Below are 18969 nucleotides of genomic sequence, written 5' to 3'. Positions count from 1 at the left end.
GCAACCATGACCTACCTATCAATTACCGGTTTCTACCCTGACGAAAAACAGGATGACTCGTTGCAATTCGAATTCGATATAAAAGGAGATCAGCTTAATCAAGCCGCTGCCCAAATCACAGAATCAAAACCTCTGGAGGACCTGGACCCTGGTGAGTTGGAGCTCACAAAAAGCCAGGTAACGCAGTTGGCGGTGTTGCTCAATATTACCTTCCCCGATGACTTGGAATACTTCATCGGAGCCCGGATACTGCAATGAAAGAAACTCAAAACATTGGGCTGATTTATCATGATCCATTCATGTCCCACGATGAAGTCGTGATTCTTCTCCACAGTCAAAATGAAGCTGACATTGGTACTGCGCTTATATCCATCGGCCTTTACGAACCTGACGGCGCATGGGCCCAACAAATATGTCTTCACTATATGAGTAACTCAAAAGAGCATCTCATGGCCCCAGCCATCACTGCGCTGGGCCATCTGGCTCGCCGATTCGGCGAGTTGGAAATGGATAAGGTACTACCTGCACTTCATGACGCAGGAGAGAAATACCCGTCGTTGAATGGGACAATATCCGACGCCATGGACGATATTGAAATGTTCATTTGAGCCGTCCTCGAACAATCACACATGCCAACTCCACCAACAAAAAACCCCAACCAGTCACCCGGTTGGGGTTTTCTTTTACTGCTGCCTTACTCTTAACGAGTCACGCGGCTGGTGCCGTCAACCGTCATGATGCGCACACGATCGCCGATGCGGAAGATTTCATTTTCCTGAACAGCCTGGACATAGGCGCGCATGCTGCCGTCGTCTTCACGAACAGTGACTTCAACGCCTTGGGTGCGGGTCAGGCCTTCTTCGGTGGCCGAACCCAGCAGGCCGCCGGCAACAGCGCCGATGACTGCGGTCACAATGCTGCCACGACCGCCGCCGATGGCGCTGCCGCCGACGCCGCCGATGACTGCACCAGCAGCGCCGCCGATTGGAGTCTTGGTACCTTCGATCTTCACTGGGCGCAGGGATTCGATGGTGCCCATGCGAACAGTCTGTACACGACGCGCTTCGTCACGGGAGTAGGAGTCGCCGGTCAGACTGGAGGCGCAGCCACCCAGCAGCAACGACATGGTGGTAAAGCAGGCAACCAGCAAAACAGACTTACGCATAGCATCAACTCCAAAGGACAGGTATTCATTAAACTCCGCAGCTTGACGCCTGTCACGGCATGGCCCGCAGAAAATTGCTTTCATTCAGCCCCAGTACAGACAGGCTGTATCGCAAACCTCGACGAACGGTAGCACCTTCGCCACCACAAGGATTTTCATGGACTACTTCATCATTGTAGCCACCACCGTTGCCGGCCTGTACTTCCACTGGTGGTTGTACGTCAGGATCAAGCGCTGGATGGACCGAGACCTAGCGTTGTCCCTGGCCGGAGATGATCCACACAAGCGCACCTTCATGCTGCAACAGTTGGACCGCGCCAGAAACGAGAAGGTCAAACGCAAGAATTTACCGCAATGGCTGCAAGACGCTGCGCAGCAGTACCCATCCAAAGCCTCTGAATAGAGGCTTGGGCCTTCTGTGCAACATTCAGATGGGGTAACAAAAGCTGCTTTCAGGGCGCCAGCCGCTCACGGGTCCAGTCGGCACCCTGCAAGCGGAAGTTCAAGCGATCATGCAAGCGACTCGGCCGGCCCTGCCAGAATTCGATGCGCTCCGGCAACAGGCGATAGCCGCCCCAATGTTCAGGACAATCCGGCTGGGTATCGCTGAAGCGTTGCTCGGTAGCCTTGAGCAAGTCCTGCAACTCTTCGCGATTGCGGATGACCCTGCTTTGCGGCGAGGCCCACGCCCCCAGGCGGCTGCCCAGCGGGCGAACCTGATAGTAAGCATCCGATTCCTCGGGCGTCACCTTGAGCACTCGGCCCTCAATCCGAACCTGGCGCTCCAGGGTCGGCCAGAAGAAGGTCATGGCGGCAAAGGGACGCGCCGCCAGTTGCTCACCCTTGGCACTCTGATAATTGCTGAAAAAGGTAAAGCCCTGTGCATCCAGCCCTTTGAGCAGCAGGACCCGGCAATGAGGCCGACCGTCCTGGTCGACCGTCGCCAGGGTCATGGCGTTGGCTTCTACTGGTGGCTGCTCGGTCTTGACCGCGTCGCTGAACCACTGGTGGAACAAGGCAAACGGTTCATTCGGGGCCTGGGCCTCGGTCAAACCGTCCCGTGTGTAGTCACGGCGCATATCAGCCAAGGCTTGGGTCATGCGGCTTTCCTTCTCACTCAATCAGTTTTTTGCCTGGTCGCTGGAAGCAGCTTTCTTCGCTGGCGCTGCAGCCTTGGCCGGCGCTGCTTTTTTCGCAGCCGCTTTGGCTGGCGCTTTTTTGGCGGCAGGCTTGGCTGCGGCTTTCTTGGCGGCTGGCGCTTTTTTCGCGGCAACGGCCTTTTTAGGGGCTGCAGCGGCAGGCGCCGGAACGTCCTGCACTGCGATCAGTTCAGGTTTCGGCGGGTTACCCGAGTTGTACTTGCTGAGCAAGGCCAACATGGTGGTGCGCTGGGTAAACATGATTTCCATGCGACGGTTCAGGGCACGGCCTTGGGTACTGTCGTTGGCTGCACGGGGCATCATGTCGCCCATGCCACGCAGCATCAGGCGGTCTTGCCTCAAGCCGCTGAGGCTGAAAATCGAAGCGATGGACTGTGCACGTTCCTTGGTCAGCGCCTGGCTCTGTGGCGCGGCGCCAGTGGCATCGATATGGCCCAGGACCAGCACGGCGGTCTTTGGATCACCTTCAACAGCCTTGGCAACCCGAGTGAACGGGCCCAAGGTCACCGGCAGCAACATCGCCGGGCGCTTGGGGTTGTAAGAGCCGTCAACCGGGGCGATCACCACCAGGACGCTGTCGCGACGCTCAAGTTGCAGGTTGCTGCCCTTGATGGCAGCGCGCAGGCGCGGCTCATAGTCATCCAGCCAGGCTTGGGTGATTTTCGGGTCTGGCATCGGGACGTTGGTTACGTCGACCTTACTCAGGGGTTTTGGCTTGCTTTCAAACGGCCACCACCACTTGGTGCCGGTATCGGCCTTGGCGACGACGGGCGCACCAGTCGGTGCAGGCGTTGCCGCCTTGAGGTCAGCCTTGGCATCGGCAGCCTTGGCATCGGCGCTTTTCGAGGAGAAAGGCCACCAGCTGGAGCCGGTGTCCGCCTTGGCAACTGGCGCAGGTGCCGCAGCTGGGGTTACAGGCGCATCAGCCTTGGCAGTCGCGGCAGGCTTGGCAACCGGTTTGGCATCAGCCTGGGGAGCGGCGTCCTTGGTCGCGGCCTTGTCGGAACCCAGCGACCACCAATGCCCGCCTTCGGCATCATTTTGTGGTGTTTGTGCACAGCCAGTAATAGTGAGGCAGAGCGCCAGTGCCAAAGACTTGTTCGATAACATGAGATATCCACAAAATGAGAAAAAATCAGGGGCCTGAATGGCCCGTTAAACAGATGCGTCTAGAACAATAAAGTTACAACATTTCGCCCAGCGTCTTTTGGCCCAGCGTTTTATGTCAGCGTCTTTGTAACAAAAAAACGCCAAACAGCAAGCTATTTACAGACAACCGGCCAATATTCTTACCAACTTTTGCGCCCGTGGGTCCATAAGTACATAAGGCCCCAGTGTATTGGTCACAAAACCAAACGCTACATCATATTCCGGATCGGCAAACCCCACAGAACCACCGGCTCCAGGATGCCCAAAGGCACGTGGGCCAAGGCCAAACGTCGCATTAGGCACGTGCGGTTGATCCAACATGCAGCCCAGGCCAAACCGGGTTTTCGTCAATAAGGTTTTATCTTCACCGATACTGTGCTCGCGGGTGAGTTGCTCAAGCATATCGGCTTCCAACAAACTACCGTCCAGCAGACCACTATAAAAACCCGCCAGGCTGCGGGCATTACCGTGACCATTTGCCGCCGGCTGCTGCATGCGCCGCCATTCAGGTTTGTTAGTACTAGTCAGAATAGACGGTGGATTGGTAAATGCACGGGTCGTCATGGCCGCAGGTTCACGCATTGTTACTTGCAGTAAACGCTGGGCCGCTTCATCGCCAACATTGCCTTTACCGCGGGCAATATGGGCAACCCGATAAAATTCTTCGTCCGCCAACCCGATGTGAAAGTCCAGGCCCAATGGGCGTGCAACCCTCGCCACAATGGACTCTCCCGGGCCACGCCCGTCAGCACGACGCAGCAACTCCCCCACCAGCCAGCCATAGGTGATGGCGGCGTAGCCATGGCCTTCTCCGGGCGTCCACCAGGGTGCTTCGGCGGCCAAGGCGTCAGTCATCATTTGCCAGTCATACAGTGCTTCGGCCGGCAGCGTTTCGCGCAGCGCGGGCAAGCCGGCCTGATGGCAAAGCAATTGGCGCAAGGTGATGGATTCTTTGCCGGCAGCGGCGAATTGTGGCCAGTAGTTGGCAACGGGAGCATCCAGTTGCAATTTGCCTTCGGCAACCAGTTGTAGAGCCGTGACGGCGGTGAAGGTCTTGGTGCAAGAAAACAGGTTGGCGATCGTGTCGCTGTGCCAGGCCTCGGCACCGTCCTTGTCGGCAGTGCCGGCCCACAGGTCCAGGACAGTTTCCCCGCCAACCTGGATGCACAGCGCCGCGCCGCGTTCCTGAGGGTCGTCGAACAGCGCGGCAAAGGCTTCACGCACTGCTTCGAACTGAAGTTCGTAATGACCCTGAATCTGCACCTAAATCCCCCTCGAAAAAGTCCTGCATAAAGTGGCGGACATTGTTCCAGCCATTAAGGAATTTGGGAACCCGTCGCCGTCATGATTGATGGGCTGGAGCGATCAGTGACCGTTCCCCGAATGCCCACCGGCATGACCGCTGCCCTGCCCGGCAGCCTTGCCTTCATGTCCAGGTTTCCCACCCTCACCCACATGGGCTGCAGCCTTGGTCGTTTGCGCTTCCTTGCCCAATTGATCAATTGCCGCAAGGTTGCTTTTACGCACGCTGTCGACAAAACCCTGGAACGGCACATCAGTGATCCCCACCAAACCGAAGTGGCCGTTTTCACCGTCCAGCAGGCGACCGGTGACCGGCTGGTCCAGATACTGGAACCAGTGCACGCCGACAATCGAGGGTTCAGCCATGGCCTGCTTGAGGAAGTTGGCGTAAGCCGGGCCACGGTCTTCTTCTTTTGCCAATTGCGTCACACCGCCCCAGAGCGGGCCACGGTCTGCTGAGCCAAAGTTGAACTCGGTGATCAACACCGGTTTGTCCAGTGTTTGCAAGGCCGCGAAGTCGTAACCGTCCTGGGGTTTGAGGGTGTACATGTTGAAGCTCAGCACATCGCAATACTGCGCGCAGGAGGCCACCGCTTCCGGAGTGCTGACGGCGTATCGGCCACCCAGCAGCAACTGGTTGGGCGCGTGCCATTTCAGCGCGTCGGAGATGGTCTTGAAGTAAGCATCGGCGAAGGTCTTTTGAAAGTATCTGAAGTCCGCTTCGATTTCCGGGTGCTCAGGATCGGGCATCGGCGGCACGAAGCCGGGGTCTTCCATCAGCTCCCAGGCCGGCAGGTCAATGCCCCAGGCTTTCGACAGGCCTGCCTGGTTACGGTACTTGTCTCGCAACTGCTTGAGAAACGCACGCTTGGCCGGCACGTCGGTGGTCATGCGCAGGGTGCCGTATGCCAGGGCATACCGAGATTTTGCGTCGTTACCGGGGCCGGCCCAGGCCAGTTCGTTGTCGGCAAAGAAGCCGATCAACCAGGGATCGTCACGATGGTCGCGGGCGGCAATGGCCACGGCGCGTTCGGTGGCCATGGCAAAGCGCGGGTCGAACGGGTCGGGCATGCCGCCCCACCAGTCGGTGCCAGTGCTGATGCTGGCGTAGTCGCCGACAATCGACAGCGCCAAAGTGTAGGGCACGCGGTCAGCCGTCCCAAGGTTGGGATCGCTCCAATTGCCCACCGTGTTGAAACCCCAGGCTTGCAAGCGATCCAGTGTGTGGCTAAGCCAGCGCTTCTGATCAAAACCTTCCGGCGTGCAAGGGGCAACAACAGGCCCGGTTTGCGCCGCATCGGCCTTGGCCTTGGCCGCCTCTGCTACCCCTGCCTTGTCACTGGCCGGCACGCAAGATTGCCCGTAGGTGCGTTGCAGGTTCGCGCCATAAAAGTCATACCAGCGCCCGACATTGAAGCTGCGACCTTGATCGGCGCCGTTGCCGCTGCGGTTATCGCTGCTGCCGTAGTATTTGTCGAAAGGCTCACCGGACTTGGGCAGTGCACCAAACATCCACTCGCGGCCAGCGACGTAGGTCTGACTGTTGTCCGGGGTCACGGTGTTGACGCCCAGGGAATAGAACGGATGGCCCAGCGGGGTCACCAGATACCAGCGCCCGTCGCGCTTTTCAGTGTGGAAAAAACCGCTAGCCTCGAAGGCTGGGCCTTTGGTCCAGCCGCCGAATTTGTCCAACGAGGAGCGGTCGCGCTCGGCGAGCCAACCTTTGAGTTGTTGTTGTTCCTTGGCCGCGGCGGCCTTGAGTTGCTCGTCGCTGCTGACTTTCTCCGGCCAGCGGGCCCGGTTGGACTGCCCATAGGTGTCCACCAAATCACCATAGGCGGCCTTGAACACCGGCTCGCTGTCCTGCACGCCAAAACGCTCCAGCAGAATACTTTGGGCAACATTGGGCTTGATCATCGACAACGTGACCGACACCACCTGGCTGCGGTCGATCTCACCGTTGCTGCTGGCCAACAACACCCGCTGGCCGTCGACAGTGATCGGCATCGGCGGCCCGGCCTTCATGCCCTGGCTCAAGGGCGAGTTGGCTTGCAGGGGAATCAGTAGGGTTTGCGCAGGGCCGGCCGGCAAGTCGATGCGGCTGACCAGAGTCTTGCCGTCATTGCTCTGGACCTTGACGTAGAGGGTCAGTGCCCAGTCCATCGCACTCTGGATACGCAAGCTCATGGCGCTGGACTGCGACCAGTCCCAGGCACCACTTTGCGGGCTGAGTACCAAGCTCGGCTCGGCCGCCGGATTGAAGGTAATACGGCGCAGCACTTCGCCTTCAGGGGTTTGCTCGGCATTGTATTGCGGCAGGCTGGCGTCCTGGGTCGCCACTTTGACCACGTCGGCAGGACGGACAAAGTTGAACAGCGTTTGTTGTCCGGCAGGGGCCGCCAGTAACGGCGCGGCGAACAGCAAGGCAAAAATGGCGGGCAGCGAGCGAATCATACGAACAAGGTTCTCCCAAACGGCCGGTGAATGGCCTGATGATGTGAATCAGTGACAGTGAGATAGACCACGAAGTGGGCGATTCCGCCCACGGTGGTTCAAGATATTTCGCGCCTGAACGGCGGCAAGGCATTGAGGATTGCTTTGCCGTAGCGCTGGGTGACCAAGCGGCGGTCGAGCAAGGTGATGGTGCCCCGGTCTTCTTCGGTCCGCAGCAAGCGGCCGCAGGCCTGGACCAGCTTCAAGGAAGCGTCCGGCACCGAAATTTCCATGAACGGGTTGCCGCCCCGGGCTTCGATCCATTCGGCGAGCGCTGCTTCGACGGGATCATCCGGCACCGAGAACGGGATCTTGGCGATCACTACGTGCTCACAATACGCGCCGGGCAAGTCCACGCCCTCGGCAAAACTGGCCAGGCCGAACAGCACGCTGGAATCCCCGCCATCGACCCGTGCCTTGTGCTTGTTCAGGGTTTCCTGTTTCGACAGGTTACCCTGGATAAACACTTGCTTGCGCCAATCACGGTCCAGGCCATCGAACACGTCTTGCATCTGTTTACGCGACGAGAACAACACCAGGGTGCCACGGGAACCCTCCACCAGCGACGGCAGGTCACGGATGATCGCTGCCGTGTGGGCCGGCGCGTCCCGTGGGTCGGCCTTGAGGTCGGGCACCCGCAACACACCGGCATCGGCGTGATGGAACGGGCTCGGCACCACGGCCGTGACGGCTTTTTTCGGCAGGCCGGCGCGCATGCGGAAACGGTCGAAAGTGCCCAGGGCCGTCAGCGTCGCCGAGGTAACCAAGGCCCCATAGGCAACGTTCCACAGATTGCGTCGCAGCATTTCCGCCGCGAGGATCGGGCTGGCGTTGACCTCGATGTCGAACAGCGCACCGCTTTCCGACAGGGTCAGCCAACGCGCCATGGGCGGGTTGTCTTCCGGGTCTTCGACGGTAAACGCGGTCCACAACTCCCAGTTGCCCTGGGAACGGGACAGCAAGCTGCCGAACAACGGATACCACTCTTCGGCCTGGTTGCTGGCGATGCCAATGTTGACCTCGCCGTCCATGCCTTCCTTGAGCAAGTCGGTGAGACGGGTAAACAGGTCAGTCAGGCGGGAAAAGCCCTTCTTCAGTTCGATACCCATTTCGCGCATGTGCTCGGGAATCATCCCACCAACGAAACGGTGACGCGGGCGCTCGCGGCCTTCGACGTCTTCACCGGGCTTGAAGTCTGCCACCTGCTCGCAGGCGCTGAACATGAACTGTTGCTGGGTCTTGATCTCCCGCGCCAGCTCCGGAACCTGCTCGATCAACTTGCCCAGGTCACCGGGCAGCGGGTGCTGGGCCAGCAACTTGGTGAGGTTCTTCGCGGTGGTTTCCAGCCAGTCGGCGGTGGAGCGCAAACGGGTGTAGTGGGCAAAGTGGCCGATGGCCTTGTCCGGTAGGTGATGGCCTTCGTCGAACACGTAGAGCGTGTCGCGGGGGTCCGGCAGCACGGCGCCGCCGCCCAGGGCCAGGTCGGCAAGGACCATATCGTGGTTGGTGACGATAACATCAACCTTGCCCATGCCTTCTCGGGCCTTGTAGAAGGCGCACTGGCCGAAGTTGGGGCAATGGCGATTGGTGCATTGGCTGTGATCGGTGGTCAGGCGCGCCCAGTCGGCGTCTTCCAGGGCGGTGGGCCAGTTGTCGCGGTCACCGTCCCATTTGTTGCCCGCCAGTTTCTCGATCATGCTGGTGAACAGCTTCTGGCTGGCCTCATCCACCTCGATCTTGAAGCCTTCTTCTTCGAACAGGGATGCCGTGGCGGTTTGCGCATGGCCTTCCTGCAACAGCACGTCGAGCTTGGACAAACACATATAGCGGCCACGGCCCTTGGCCAGGGCGAAGGTGAAGTTCAGCCCGCTGTTGCGCATCAGGTCCGGCAGGTCTTTGTAGACGATCTGTTCCTGCAGGGCCACGGTAGCGGTGGCAATCACCAGGCGCTTGCCGGCGGCCTTGGCGGTGGGGATCGCGGCCAGGCTGTAGGCCACGGTCTTGCCGGTACCGGTGCCGGCTTCGACAGCCACCACCGCCGGGTCGCCACTGCGCCGGCCTTCATCGTCGGTGTCGATATCCCCGAGGACCTTGGCGATTTCAGCGATCATCAGGCGCTGGCCGTACCGCGGCTTCAAGCTCTTGGCTTCGAGAAAACGCGAGTAGGCGCCCTGGATCGTGGTTTTGAGTTCAGTGCTGATCATGGATAGTCGGGCGCAAAAACGCTGGATAAATTTTCAGTGGTTCGGATCGGCCGCTATCATACCCCGCTAATTAATCCCGCGCAGAACGGAGTACCTCAATGACCGTCTTTAGCCTTGCTTACACCCTGCATGTTCTGGCCGCCCTGGTCTGGGTCGGCGGCATGTTTTTCGCCTGGATGATCCTGCGCCCGGCCGCCATGGCCGCGCTTGATGGCCCTGCCCGGCTGAAACTGTGGGTAAATGTGTTTCAACGTTTTTTCGTGTGGGTCTGGGTGGCGGTGCTGCTGTTGCCGATCAGCGGTGTCGGCCTGTTGCAACTGCGCTTCAACGGTTTTGAGACCGCACCGCGTTATGTGCAGGTCATGATGGGCTTGTACGTGGTGATGACGGCGCTGTTTATCCGCATCCAGGCGCTGCAATTGCCTGAACTACGCACAGCAGTGGCAACGGAGGATTGGCCAGCTGGAGCGGCTGCGCTGGGAAAAATCCGTAAGTTGGTGGGGATCAATCTGATTGTCGGGTTGGTGCTGGTGGCAGTGGCTTCGGCACGACCGATGTTTTAACAACAGTCACCCGTTTCAAGCCTCAAGCTGCAAGCCTTGTACTTTCAGCTTGAAACTTGTGGCTTGAAGCTGCCCTTCCCCTATAACCGCTGGACCGTTACGGAGCCCGCAGGCCCCTGAACACCCGGCTGCCCTTCGAGCCCCGGCCGCCCCTTATCGCCGCCATCAGCGCGGTACACCAGGCAACCCTTGGACTGCCCGCCCTTGCCAGGCTTGCCGGCCAGGCCCGGCAAGCCGCCCGCGCCACCGTCAACCCACACCTTGATCTTGGTGCTTGGGTAATCCTGGGGCAGTTCGACCCTGACTACTGCACCCGCCGCGCCCGGCAGCCCGTCGCCACCGTTGTCACCATTGGCACCGCGTCCAGCCGAACCCCAGGTGCAACCGGGGTCTTCGCCATTGGCGCCGTCAAGGCCCGCATAGCCTTGAGATCCGGCGCCGCCACGGGCATCCACCGACAATTCGTCGGCATTCAGGGAATTGATACGCAAGCTCAGGTCTCGCCCTGGCTTGGCAGGCTTCTCGTGAGTACCGGGCGCACCACGGGAAGTAATCTGGCTGCCATGCTCCAGTTGTGCATGACGCACCTGCAATTGAAGGCCAGATGCGCTGGGCACGATGGCGATCCGTGCTTCGCGGCCCAGGTGCAATTCATCGATGCTGACCTGAGAGATAGTGGCCGGAATTAACAATGTGCCGTAGTCGGCCACGTCCAGGCGCTCCAGTTGCAAGACACTGGTGCTGTTGGGCAGGCGCATCAACGTGTTGGTGTCGACGCTGACGCTCTGGGCCAAAGCGATGGGACTAACGAGCAGGGCCAGCAAAAAAACCTTACGCATGATTGGCCTCCTTGTTCACTTCATCGACAGGTGCAGGCGCTGAAAGGCTCTGCACATGGAACATACCCACCAGCAGAATCTGCAAGCGGTCACGCCAAGGATGGGCACGATTTTTCACGCTGGCGTTGAATAACAGCAACTCCAGCAGATGGGTCAGCAACAACAGGCTGCCGGCCAGATTGACCAACAGGTGAAACGGATTGATCAGTGGCTTGAACAGGTTGACTACCACGACCACCCAAAACAGCAACGTTAAAAACTTCCCCAGCCCCCAAAACACCTTCATCCCGCATGCTCCCCTTGCACATTATTCTTTGGGGGCACAGTAACGACTTACGCGGGCGATTTGCCAGTGAAGGATTAAAAAAATTGATGAAGGGCCTGGTTTGGCCGCAGGTTCGACGAGGATCGCCAGCAATGCCCCTGTGGACCCCACAGGGGCATATACGCTATCTAGCGATTGATCTGGATTTCCACCCGACGGTTCAAGGCACGGCCGTCGACCGTTTTGTTGTCGGCCACCGGATGACTTTCACCGGAACCTGTCACCGACACGAAGTTGCTGCGCGGCACACCTGAGCTGACCAGGTAATCAGTCACCGAATGGGCGCGTTTTTCCGAGAGTCTCTGGTTATAGGCATCTTTGCCGACGCTGTCGGTATGGCCGCTGACTCGCAGTTGTGCGCTCGGGGCTTCCTGTTTCAGGCGCGTGGCGATGGTGTCGAGCTTGGTTTTGTCCGCCGCCGTGAGCTTGGCCGAGTCGAATTGGAAGTGAACGTCACGAATCACGATGGTTTCTTCCTTGACCACCACCACTTCCTCGACCATTGCTACCGGCACAGGTGGGCAGCCATCGGCGTCGACCTGTACGCCTTTGGGGGTGCCTGGGCACTTGTCGCGGCTGTCCGGCACGCCGTCGCCGTCTTCGTCACCGTCGCCATGGACCCAGCAATAAGCGCCGGCCATGCCGCCGATCAACAACGCGCCACCGCCAGCCCATGAGGCGCTTTCGGTCGCGCCGAGAGCGGCACCGGTCACACCGCCGAGCGCAGCGCAGGTGGGCCAATCGGTTTTTTGCAAGCCTGCGCAACCTGTCAATACTCCGGTTAGCAGAACCAAGGGTAGAGCTGTCCGCATGATGCTCATCTGATTTCTCCTGAGGGGATCGGCCGAGAGCCGATGGGTGGAGTAAAGACGGCCCCTTTAATCTGCGCCAGCATGCAATCCCCCCGTATTCATTGGCCGCAGCTGCTTTCTCCTGACTAAATCCCACCGCCCGCTCTAGGCCCGCACGCTCAGGCAGGCTAGTCTCTACGGTTCTGATTTGAGGATCTTCGATGAGCGCCGGTATTTCTTCCCGTACACCCCAGCAAGCCTTGGCCGCCTTGCTTGACCTTCATGGGCCAAAACGCCTGTTGCTGCTGGGTGCCAGCCAGTTTCCGGCGCTTGATGCGTTCAAGGAGGCACATCCCAATACCGTCGTATCCTTTGCCGAGCCTGGACCTTTGCCGGCAGCACTCGCAGCACAGCGGTTTGACTTGGCGCTGGTGGTCGACTGCCTGGAGCACCTGTCAAAACGGGAGGGCCTGGAACTGCTGGGCGGCATCCGCAACTTGAACGCCAGCCGCATCGCCGTGCTTGCGGACCTGGGCGCCTGCGACTGGAAAGAGACCGACTTTTTCTCGCTGGCCCTGCAAGCCAGTGAGGGTTTCCAGCGCGACGACCAGATACTGACGCTGTTTACCTATGATCTGCTTGACTATAAACAGGTGCCGGACTGGCTCAATGCCCGCTTCTGGGCCAACCCGCAAAACTTCGGAAAGTATTGGTGGTAACCCGATGAGTACATCCATTTGCCCCTGCGGCAGCGGCAACCTGCTGGATGCCTGCTGCGGCCATTACCACGCCGGCCACCCAGCGCCCGGTGCCACAGCGCTGATGCGCTCGCGCTACAGCGCCTATGTGCTGGGCCTGGTGGACTATCTACTAGCGACCACTTTACCGGCGCAACAGAGCGGACTGGATCGCGAAGCAATCAGCGCCTGGAGTACCCAAAGCACTTGGCTGGGGCTGGAGGTGGAAAGCTCGGAAGTGTTCGGTGGGCAGCCAGAGCACGCCTTCGTCACCTTCATAGCGCGCTGGCATGACAGCACCGGCGAACACAGCCACCGCGAAAGGTCCTCCTTCGTACAAAACGATGGGCGCTGGTACTTCATTGACCCGACGGTACAGGTCAAGGCTGGGCGCAATGACAACTGCCTGTGCGGCAGTGGGCAAAAATTCAAGAAGTGCTGTTCCAGCTATCTATAACAGCAGGCATCCCCCTCGCTCTACAGGGACAACGCATGGTTAACCACTTACGGACTTACAGCCTTCTGCTGACATTAACCCTCGGGCTGTCGGGCTGCGCTTCCTGGTTCGCCGACGATGCTCCCGCGCCGCAGGTGCACCTGGTCAAGGTAGAAGTGGTCCGGGCCAAGTTGTTGGAACAGAAATTCAAGCTGCACTTTCGCGTCGACAACCGTAACGACTCGGACCTGACCGTGCGCGGGCTGATCTACAAGATCACCCTGGACGATATTGTGCTGACCGAAGGCGAGTCCAATGAGTGGTTCACCGTGGCGCCTCACAGCCGGGGGTTTTTCAAGATATCCGTGCGCACCAACCTGTGGCCGCAGGTGCGTCAGGTGGTCGAGATGCTGAAAAACCCCGACCAACCCATCCCCTATCGGCTGGAAGGCGAACTGAAAACCGGATTATTCATCGGTAACGACGTGCACGTGCTGCGCAATGGCGAGATAATCCCCGGCGATTTTATTCCGGAGCGACATCAATGACTCAGCAACCCCATGTCCATGGTCCTGACTGCAACCACGATCACGATCACCATGATCACGACCACGGCCATGTCCACGGCCCGAACTGCGGCCACGCTCACCAGGAGCCAGTGCGCAACACCTTGAAGGACGTGGGTCGCAACGATCCTTGCCCGTGCGGCAGTGCAAAGAAATTCAAGAAGTGCCACGGCGCTTGATGCGAGTGTAGTAAGAGCGCGTTCTGTGGCGAGAGAGCTTACTCCCTCGCCACAAGGTCAGTGTTTACAACGCTAGGTAGTCAACACCTGCTTCGACGAAATAACCGTGGCGTATTCGCCATGCAGGTTACCCAAGGACATGGCATGCACCGTCTCAGCCGAGTGCATTTGCCCATAAAAGTCCGCCTTGTCGAAGGTGTAGCAGGCGTCTTCAACCACCCAAGTCTCAAACCCAAGGTTGCCGGAACTACGAGCAGTAGCTTCCACCGAGTTGTGGGTAGCTACGCCCACCAGCACCACTTGCCTGATTCCAGAGCCGTGCAATGTCGCCTCCAGCGCCGTACCGCAAAACGCATCCGGAACCCGCTTCTGGATCAGTTGTTCGCCCGCCTGCGCAATAAACGCGTCCTGAAACTCCACCCCCGACTGCTCCGGCCAGAACACCGAGTCCGGCGAGTGGGACAAATGCTGAACATGAATCACCGGCCAACCGTTACTGCGCCACTGGGCCAGTAGCGCGAGCATGCGCTCCTCTGCGTCGGGATTATTGCGCCGCCCCAGCTTGGGATGATGAATGCCTTTTTGTTGATCAATCAGGATCAACGCTGCGCCGTGCCGGATTTCCATATCGATAGATCCAAATGTTCCATTGAATTTTCGCCACTTGAACATCACCTATTCCTACAGGCAAGTCATCGGGCGTAAAACAGTCCTCTCATCTGTTGGCTATCCACTCAAGCATTACCACTCCTGGAGAGCTTCATGATCGACCTGTATTACTGGACCACCCCCAACGGTCACAAGGTTTCGTTGTTCCTGGAAGAAGCCGGTCTGCCTTACGAGGTGCATCCGATCAACATTGGCCAGGGCGACCAGTTCAAGCCTGACTTCCTGAAAGTCGCTCCCAACAACCGTATACCGGCCATCGTCGATCAGCACCCGACCGACGGCGGCGCTCCCATCTCCCTCTTTGAATCCGGCGCCATCCTGCTGTACCTCGCAGAAAAAACCGGCCAGTTCATTCCCCAGGACCTGCGCGGTCGTCAGGAAGCCCTGCAGTGGCTGTTCTGGCAAATGGGTGGCTTGGGCCCGATGGCTGGGCAGAACCACCATTTCAGCCAGTTCGCCCCGGAAAAAATCCCTTACGCGATCAAACGCTATGTCGACGAAACCGCTCGACTGTATGGCGTGCTCGACCGCCGCCTGGCAGATCGCAAGTTTGTGGCGGGCGAGGAATACAGCATCGCCGACATGGCAATCTACCCGTGGATCGTGTCCCACAAATGGCAGAGCCAGAAGCTGGAAGACTTCCCCCATGTAGAGCGCTGGTTCAACCACATCAAGGAGCGTCCGGCGACGGTGCGGGCGTATGAACTGGTGGCAAAGGTCAATCCGCCAAAGTCTTGAGTCCCCAGAGCACTCCCACGCCCTATGTGGGAGTGATCCCTTGAAAATAAGCACCGCCTCCCGCTTGCGTCGTTTCACCGCGCTCACTAACGTAGCGCCTTTACTGACGCTACCCCCGCAGGAGCTTTGCCATGGCCTCGCCAGCCCTCTCACATTTTCTTCCCCGGTTCGGCGTTGCCGCGGCAGTGGCCAGTGTCTTGGGCCTGGCCGGTTGCCAGTCACTGAGCACCCAGGACACTTTGCCCCCCGTTTCCGGCGTACAGCCCCTCAAGGGCCTGGCGCAAAACGTTTCCGTGCGCCGCAACAGCCAAGGCATGCCGCTGATCGAAAGCAGCACCTTCCATGACGCGCTGTTTACCCTCGGCTATGTACACGCCAGCGACCGCATCAACCAGATGGTCACCCTGCGCCTGTTGGCCCAGGGCCGTCTGGCGGAAATGTCCGGGCCGGATGTGCTGGATATCGACCGCTTCATGCGGGCAGTCAACCTGAAGAAAAGCGCCGGCGAGCTTTACAGCGCTTCGTCGCCTCGGCTGAAGCGCTTCTTTGAAGTCTATGCCCGCGGGGTCAACGCCTACCTGTTCCGCTACCGTGACAAGCTGCCGGCAGACCTGGCCCAGACCGGCTACAAGCCTGAATACTGGAAGCCGGAAGACTCAGCGCTGCTGTTTTGCCTGCTGAATTTCAGCGAATCGGCCAACCTGCAGGAAGAATTGTCGGCCCTGGTGCTCGCGCAAAAAGTCGGTGCCGACAAGCTCGCCTGGCTGACACCGAGCTACCCGGATGAACCGCTGCCGTCGGCTGAATCCGACAAGCTCAAGGGCATCAACCTCAGCCAGATTCCTGGCTTGGCGGCGCTGAACAGCATCACCGAGCACCTGGGCACGCTCAATACCCTCGGGGTTTCCAGCTCCAGCAACTGGGCCATCGCCCCACAACGCAGCCGCAGTGGCAGAAGCTTGTTGGCCAATGACCTATCGACACCGCTGCAGGCGCCGTCGCTGTGGAACTACGTGCAAATCCGCGCACCAAAATACCAGGCCGCCGGTGTCTCGATTGCCGGTATCCCAACCTTGCTCTCCGGCTTCAACGGCAAGGTAGCCTGGAGCATGAGCCAGGTTTCCGGCGACACCCAAGACCTATTCCTGGAAAAGGTCAAACGCCAGGGTAGCGCGCTGTACTACGAGAACGATGGCAAATGGCTGCCAGCCATCGTGCGCAACGAAACTTTCTTCGCCAAAGGCCAGAAGCCACTTCGCGAAGCGGTGTACGAGACCCGCCACGGACCGCTGCTCAACAGCACCCAATCCCTGACCAGCGGTTATGGCCTGGCTTTACAAACTGCCGACTTCAAGGACGACAAGAGCCTGGACGCGTTCTTCGACCTGTCCAGGGCGCAGACCGTAGAGAAAGCCTCGGACGCCAGCCGCGAGATTCGCGCCATCGCCCTGAACATGGTCTTTGCCGACGCCAGCAATATCGGTTGGCAAGTCACCGGCCGCTTCCCCAACCGCCGTGAAGGCGAAGGCCTGGTGCCATCGCCGGGTTGGGACGCACGTTTTGACTGGGACGGTTACGCCGATGCGATGCTGCACCCTTACGATCAAGACCCGCCACAAGGCTGGGTCGGCACCGCCAACCAGCGCACCATCCCGCACGGTTATGGCATGCAGCTGTCCAACTCCTGGGCTGCTCCGGAACGCAGCGAACGGCTTGCGCAACTGGCAGGCAGCGGCAAGCACGATAGCCGCAGCGTAATCGCCATGCAGTACGACCAAACCACCACCTTCGCCGCCAAACTGAAAACCATGTTCCTGGCGCCAGGCATGGCCCAGCCGCTAAAACAGGCCATCGACGCCCTGCCCGCCGCCGAACGAGCCAAAGCGCGGGAAGCCCTGGACCGCTTGATGGCGTTCGACGGCCGCCTGGCACCGACGTCCACCGATGCGGCGATTTACGAGCTGTTCTTGCAGGAAAGCACCAAGCAGATCTTCCTCGACGAACTGGGCCCGCAGACCAGTGCCACCTGGAAAGCCTTTGTCAGCAACGCCAACCTGTCCTACTCGGCCCAGGCCGATCACCTGTTAGGCCGCGAAGACAGCCCGTTCTGGGATGACGCGCACACCCCGCAAAAAGAAGACAAGCCGGCAATCCTCGCCCGCAGCCTGGCCGCCGCAATTACTGCGGGCGACAGCCAATTGGGCGGCGATCACAAAGCCTGGCAGTGGGGCAAACTCCACAGCTACACCTGGAAGAACACCAGCGGCCAGACGGTTCGCGGCCCACTGGCGGCAGGCGGTGATCACAACACCCTGAACGCGGCACCCTACAGTTGGGGGCAAAATTTCGACACCACACAGGTGCCGACGCTGCGCATGATCGTCGACTTCGGCCAGATGGAACCGATGATGGGCCAAAGCGGCATCGGCCAATCCGGCAACCCCGCCAGCGCGAACTATGCCAACGGCATCGACACGTGGCTCAAGGCGCAATACCTGAGCTTCCCGATGCAACCGCAGAACTTTGACAAGGTGTATGGCAAAACCAGGTTGACCCTGGTGCCCGGCAAGTAATCCCTAACCTATCGTTCCCACGCCCGTGGGAACGATAACTAAACGTCAGCGCTGGACACAGCACCAAATAAGCGCGCCCACTTCCCAGTGCCCGAAATCGGGCATTTCCTGCATCGCACCACCTGTAATCCCACCTTTTAAAACGACCATTCGGAACTATGGTGCAGAAATTGCTACTTGCGTTACGTCTGACACCGTTCAGTAACAGTCCTAAACGCGCCACATGCGCTTATCTTGATTCCCAGGGATTACATAATGAAAAAAGCATTGCTGACCCTTTCTGCACTGGCTCTGTGCATGGCCGCAGGTTCTGCCTTGGCCAAGGAATACAAGGAATTGCGTTTTGGTGTCGATCCGTCCTACGCACCGTTCGAATCCAAAGCGGCTGACGGCAGCCTGGTGGGCTTCGATATCGACCTGGGCAATGCCATCTGCGCGGAGCTTAAGGTCAAGTGCAAGTGGGTCGAGAGTGACTTCGACGGCATGATCCCAGGCCTGAAAGCCAACAAGTTCGACGGCGTGATTTCGTCCATGACCGTGACCCCGGCCCGCGAGAAGGTCATCGACTTCTCCAGCGAGCTGTTTTCCGGCCCGACGTCCTACGTGTTCAAGAAAGGTTCCGGCCTGAGCGAAGTCATCACGTCCCTCAAGGGCAAAACCGTTGGCTACGAGCAAGGCACCATTCAGGAAGCGTACGCCAAGGCCGTGCTGGACAAGGCTGGTGTGAAAACCCAGGCCTATCAGAATCAGGATCAGGTCTACGCCGACTTGATGTCGGGCCGTCTCGACGCGTCGATCCAGGACATGCTGCAAGCCGAACTGGGCTTTTTGAAATCGCCACAAGGCGTTGACTACGAAGTCAGCAAGCCTGTGGACAGCGAATTGCTGCCGGCCAAGACTGCCGTCGGCATCTCCAAAGGTAACAAAGACCTGAAGGCACTTTTGGATAAAGGTATCAAAGCGTTACACGATGATGGCACCTACGCCACTATCCAGAAGAAACACTTTGGCGATCTGAACCTGTTCAGCGGCAAATAATGCCCGGGCGCTCATCTTCACGATGGGCGCTTTTTTACCTCG

General features: G+C 59.2%; 21 protein-coding genes. 11 read left to right on the top strand and 10 right to left on the bottom strand.

What is annotated here, in order from left to right; translation table 11 throughout:
• Window positions 1–6: 6 nt before the first annotated feature.
• Together ACZRKZ_RS02085 and ACZRKZ_RS02080 are read left to right on the top strand one after the other, a co-directional pair.
• Window positions 7–258: a pyocin S6 family toxin immunity protein gene (locus ACZRKZ_RS02085; protein WP_133099367.1), complete on the top strand. Its 252-nt coding sequence runs from the start codon at window positions 7–9 to the stop codon at window positions 256–258.
• A complete protein-coding gene (locus ACZRKZ_RS02080; protein ID WP_463980568.1) occupies window positions 255–608 on the top strand; it encodes a hypothetical protein in 354 nt (117 codons plus the stop codon). Before ACZRKZ_RS02085 ends, ACZRKZ_RS02080 begins: the two co-directional genes overlap by 4 nt.
• A gap of 92 nt (window positions 609–700) precedes the next feature.
• Here the strand turns inward: ACZRKZ_RS02080 and ACZRKZ_RS02075 are convergent, their stop codons facing one another.
• Window positions 701–1165, bottom strand: coding sequence for an outer membrane lipoprotein (locus tag ACZRKZ_RS02075; protein ID WP_463968252.1), 465 nt, complete (start codon window positions 1163–1165; stop codon window positions 701–703).
• A gap of 157 nt (window positions 1166–1322) precedes the next feature.
• Here ACZRKZ_RS02075 and ACZRKZ_RS02070 point away from each other — a divergent pair, with 157 nt between their 5' ends.
• On the top strand, window positions 1323–1568 hold the full coding sequence (locus tag ACZRKZ_RS02070) for a hypothetical protein (protein WP_133099369.1): 246 nt from the start codon (window positions 1323–1325) through the stop codon (window positions 1566–1568).
• A 49-nt stretch (window positions 1569–1617) separates the two neighbouring features.
• Here ACZRKZ_RS02070 and pdxH read toward each other — a convergent pair whose 3' ends face one another.
• From pdxH to dinG, 5 genes are all read right to left on the bottom strand, one after another.
• Window positions 1618–2265: a pyridoxamine 5'-phosphate oxidase gene (gene pdxH / locus ACZRKZ_RS02065; protein WP_463980567.1), complete on the bottom strand. Its 648-nt coding sequence runs from the start codon at window positions 2263–2265 to the stop codon at window positions 1618–1620.
• A gap of 21 nt (window positions 2266–2286) precedes the next feature.
• Window positions 2287–3435, bottom strand: coding sequence for an OmpA family protein (locus ACZRKZ_RS02060; protein WP_463980566.1), 1149 nt, complete (start codon window positions 3433–3435; stop codon window positions 2287–2289).
• Between the two features lie 156 nt (window positions 3436–3591).
• A complete protein-coding gene (locus tag ACZRKZ_RS02055) occupies window positions 3592–4737 on the bottom strand; it encodes a serine hydrolase domain-containing protein (RefSeq protein ID WP_463980565.1) in 1146 nt (381 codons plus the stop codon).
• 102 nt (window positions 4738–4839) lie between these two features.
• A complete protein-coding gene (locus tag ACZRKZ_RS02050) occupies window positions 4840–7230 on the bottom strand; it encodes a beta-galactosidase (RefSeq protein WP_463980564.1) in 2391 nt (796 codons plus the stop codon).
• 98 nt (window positions 7231–7328) lie between these two features.
• Window positions 7329–9473, bottom strand: coding sequence for an ATP-dependent DNA helicase DinG (dinG, locus tag ACZRKZ_RS02045; RefSeq protein WP_133099374.1), 2145 nt, complete (start codon window positions 9471–9473; stop codon window positions 7329–7331).
• A 98-nt stretch (window positions 9474–9571) separates the two neighbouring features.
• Between dinG and ACZRKZ_RS02040 the strand changes: the two genes are divergently transcribed.
• Entirely contained in the window at window positions 9572–10036 is a 465-nt protein-coding gene (locus ACZRKZ_RS02040) for a CopD family protein (protein ID WP_463968246.1), read from the top strand.
• Window positions 10037–10116: 80 nt separating this feature from the next.
• Here ACZRKZ_RS02040 and ACZRKZ_RS02035 read toward each other — a convergent pair whose 3' ends face one another.
• From ACZRKZ_RS02035 to ACZRKZ_RS02025, 3 genes are all read right to left on the bottom strand, one after another.
• Window positions 10117–10875 carry a collagen-like protein gene (locus ACZRKZ_RS02035; RefSeq protein WP_463968245.1) on the bottom strand — a complete coding sequence of 253 codons (759 nt, stop codon included), beginning with the start codon at window positions 10873–10875 and terminating at the stop codon, window positions 10117–10119.
• On the bottom strand, window positions 10868–11161 hold the full coding sequence (locus ACZRKZ_RS02030) for a DUF1145 domain-containing protein (RefSeq protein WP_463980563.1): 294 nt from the start codon (window positions 11159–11161) through the stop codon (window positions 10868–10870). The genes ACZRKZ_RS02035 and ACZRKZ_RS02030 overlap by 8 nt, the downstream gene beginning before the upstream one ends.
• Before the next feature lie 167 nt (window positions 11162–11328).
• Window positions 11329–12021 carry a PA1041 family peptidoglycan-binding anchor lipoprotein gene (locus ACZRKZ_RS02025; protein ID WP_463980562.1) on the bottom strand — a complete coding sequence of 231 codons (693 nt, stop codon included), beginning with the start codon at window positions 12019–12021 and terminating at the stop codon, window positions 11329–11331.
• A 191-nt stretch (window positions 12022–12212) separates the two neighbouring features.
• Here ACZRKZ_RS02025 and ACZRKZ_RS02020 point away from each other — a divergent pair, with 191 nt between their 5' ends.
• From ACZRKZ_RS02020 to ACZRKZ_RS02005, 4 genes are read left to right on the top strand one after another with little or no spacing between them, the layout of a single operon-like run.
• Window positions 12213–12710, top strand: coding sequence for a DUF6231 family protein (locus tag ACZRKZ_RS02020; protein ID WP_463968242.1), 498 nt, complete (start codon window positions 12213–12215; stop codon window positions 12708–12710).
• Between the two features lie 4 nt (window positions 12711–12714).
• The gene (locus ACZRKZ_RS02015; protein ID WP_463980561.1) at window positions 12715–13185 is read left to right on the top strand and encodes a YchJ family protein; all 471 of its coding nucleotides are present in this window, start codon (window positions 12715–12717) and stop codon (window positions 13183–13185) included.
• Window positions 13186–13220: 35 nt separating this feature from the next.
• Complete coding sequence (locus tag ACZRKZ_RS02010) at window positions 13221–13712, top strand: LEA/WHy family protein (protein WP_149413025.1); 492 nt, start codon at window positions 13221–13223, stop codon at window positions 13710–13712.
• On the top strand, window positions 13709–13909 hold the full coding sequence (locus ACZRKZ_RS02005) for an SEC-C metal-binding domain-containing protein (RefSeq protein WP_053254769.1): 201 nt from the start codon (window positions 13709–13711) through the stop codon (window positions 13907–13909). Before ACZRKZ_RS02010 ends, ACZRKZ_RS02005 begins: the two co-directional genes overlap by 4 nt.
• Before the next feature lie 72 nt (window positions 13910–13981).
• On the opposite strand, the gene ACZRKZ_RS02000 is transcribed toward ACZRKZ_RS02005, so the two are convergent.
• Window positions 13982–14536, bottom strand: a complete 555-nt coding sequence (locus ACZRKZ_RS02000) for a cysteine hydrolase family protein (RefSeq protein ID WP_463980870.1) — start codon at window positions 14534–14536, stop codon at window positions 13982–13984.
• A gap of 135 nt (window positions 14537–14671) precedes the next feature.
• On the opposite strand from ACZRKZ_RS02000, the gene ACZRKZ_RS01995 reads away from it, so the two are divergent.
• The 3 genes from ACZRKZ_RS01995 to ACZRKZ_RS01985 all read left to right on the top strand — a co-directional run bounded on the left by ACZRKZ_RS01995 (window position 14672) and on the right by ACZRKZ_RS01985 (window position 18927).
• Window positions 14672–15316, top strand: a complete 645-nt coding sequence (locus ACZRKZ_RS01995; protein WP_463980560.1) for a glutathione binding-like protein — start codon at window positions 14672–14674, stop codon at window positions 15314–15316.
• Window positions 15317–15447: 131 nt separating this feature from the next.
• Entirely contained in the window at window positions 15448–17889 is a 2442-nt protein-coding gene (locus ACZRKZ_RS01990; protein ID WP_463980559.1) for a penicillin acylase family protein, read from the top strand.
• 255 nt (window positions 17890–18144) lie between these two features.
• Complete coding sequence (locus ACZRKZ_RS01985) at window positions 18145–18927, top strand: transporter substrate-binding domain-containing protein (RefSeq protein ID WP_463980558.1); 783 nt, start codon at window positions 18145–18147, stop codon at window positions 18925–18927.
• Window positions 18928–18969 lie beyond the last annotated feature (42 nt).

Source organism: Pseudomonas sp. c313, from assembly GCF_055407145.1.
Note: the sequence above shows the minus strand (reverse complement) of the source record. Positions and strands in the feature narration are given on the sequence as shown.

Coding starts and splice junctions, on each gene's coding strand:
- ACZRKZ_RS02085 (WP_133099367.1), top strand. CDS start 7: ATGACCTACCTATCAATTACCGGTTTCTACCCTGACGAAAAACAGGAT.
- ACZRKZ_RS02080 (WP_463980568.1), top strand. CDS start 255: ATGAAAGAAACTCAAAACATTGGGCTGATTTATCATGATCCATTCATG.
- ACZRKZ_RS02075 (WP_463968252.1), bottom strand. CDS start 1,165: ATGCGTAAGTCTGTTTTGCTGGTTGCCTGCTTTACCACCATGTCGTTG.
- ACZRKZ_RS02070 (WP_133099369.1), top strand. CDS start 1,323: ATGGACTACTTCATCATTGTAGCCACCACCGTTGCCGGCCTGTACTTC.
- pdxH (WP_463980567.1), bottom strand. CDS start 2,265: ATGACCCAAGCCTTGGCTGATATGCGCCGTGACTACACACGGGACGGT.
- ACZRKZ_RS02060 (WP_463980566.1), bottom strand. CDS start 3,435: ATGTTATCGAACAAGTCTTTGGCACTGGCGCTCTGCCTCACTATTACT.
- ACZRKZ_RS02050 (WP_463980564.1), bottom strand. CDS start 7,230: ATGATTCGCTCGCTGCCCGCCATTTTTGCCTTGCTGTTCGCCGCGCCG.
- dinG (WP_133099374.1), bottom strand. CDS start 9,473: ATGATCAGCACTGAACTCAAAACCACGATCCAGGGCGCCTACTCGCGT.
- ACZRKZ_RS02040 (WP_463968246.1), top strand. CDS start 9,572: ATGACCGTCTTTAGCCTTGCTTACACCCTGCATGTTCTGGCCGCCCTG.
- ACZRKZ_RS02035 (WP_463968245.1), bottom strand. CDS start 10,875: ATGCGTAAGGTTTTTTTGCTGGCCCTGCTCGTTAGTCCCATCGCTTTG.
- ACZRKZ_RS02030 (WP_463980563.1), bottom strand. CDS start 11,161: ATGAAGGTGTTTTGGGGGCTGGGGAAGTTTTTAACGTTGCTGTTTTGG.
- ACZRKZ_RS02025 (WP_463980562.1), bottom strand. CDS start 12,021: ATGAGCATCATGCGGACAGCTCTACCCTTGGTTCTGCTAACCGGAGTA.
- ACZRKZ_RS02020 (WP_463968242.1), top strand. CDS start 12,213: ATGAGCGCCGGTATTTCTTCCCGTACACCCCAGCAAGCCTTGGCCGCC.
- ACZRKZ_RS02015 (WP_463980561.1), top strand. CDS start 12,715: ATGAGTACATCCATTTGCCCCTGCGGCAGCGGCAACCTGCTGGATGCC.
- ACZRKZ_RS02010 (WP_149413025.1), top strand. CDS start 13,221: ATGGTTAACCACTTACGGACTTACAGCCTTCTGCTGACATTAACCCTC.
- ACZRKZ_RS02005 (WP_053254769.1), top strand. CDS start 13,709: ATGACTCAGCAACCCCATGTCCATGGTCCTGACTGCAACCACGATCAC.
- ACZRKZ_RS02000 (WP_463980870.1), bottom strand. CDS start 14,536: ATGGAAATCCGGCACGGCGCAGCGTTGATCCTGATTGATCAACAAAAA.
- ACZRKZ_RS01995 (WP_463980560.1), top strand. CDS start 14,672: ATGATCGACCTGTATTACTGGACCACCCCCAACGGTCACAAGGTTTCG.
- ACZRKZ_RS01990 (WP_463980559.1), top strand. CDS start 15,448: ATGGCCTCGCCAGCCCTCTCACATTTTCTTCCCCGGTTCGGCGTTGCC.
- ACZRKZ_RS01985 (WP_463980558.1), top strand. CDS start 18,145: ATGAAAAAAGCATTGCTGACCCTTTCTGCACTGGCTCTGTGCATGGCC.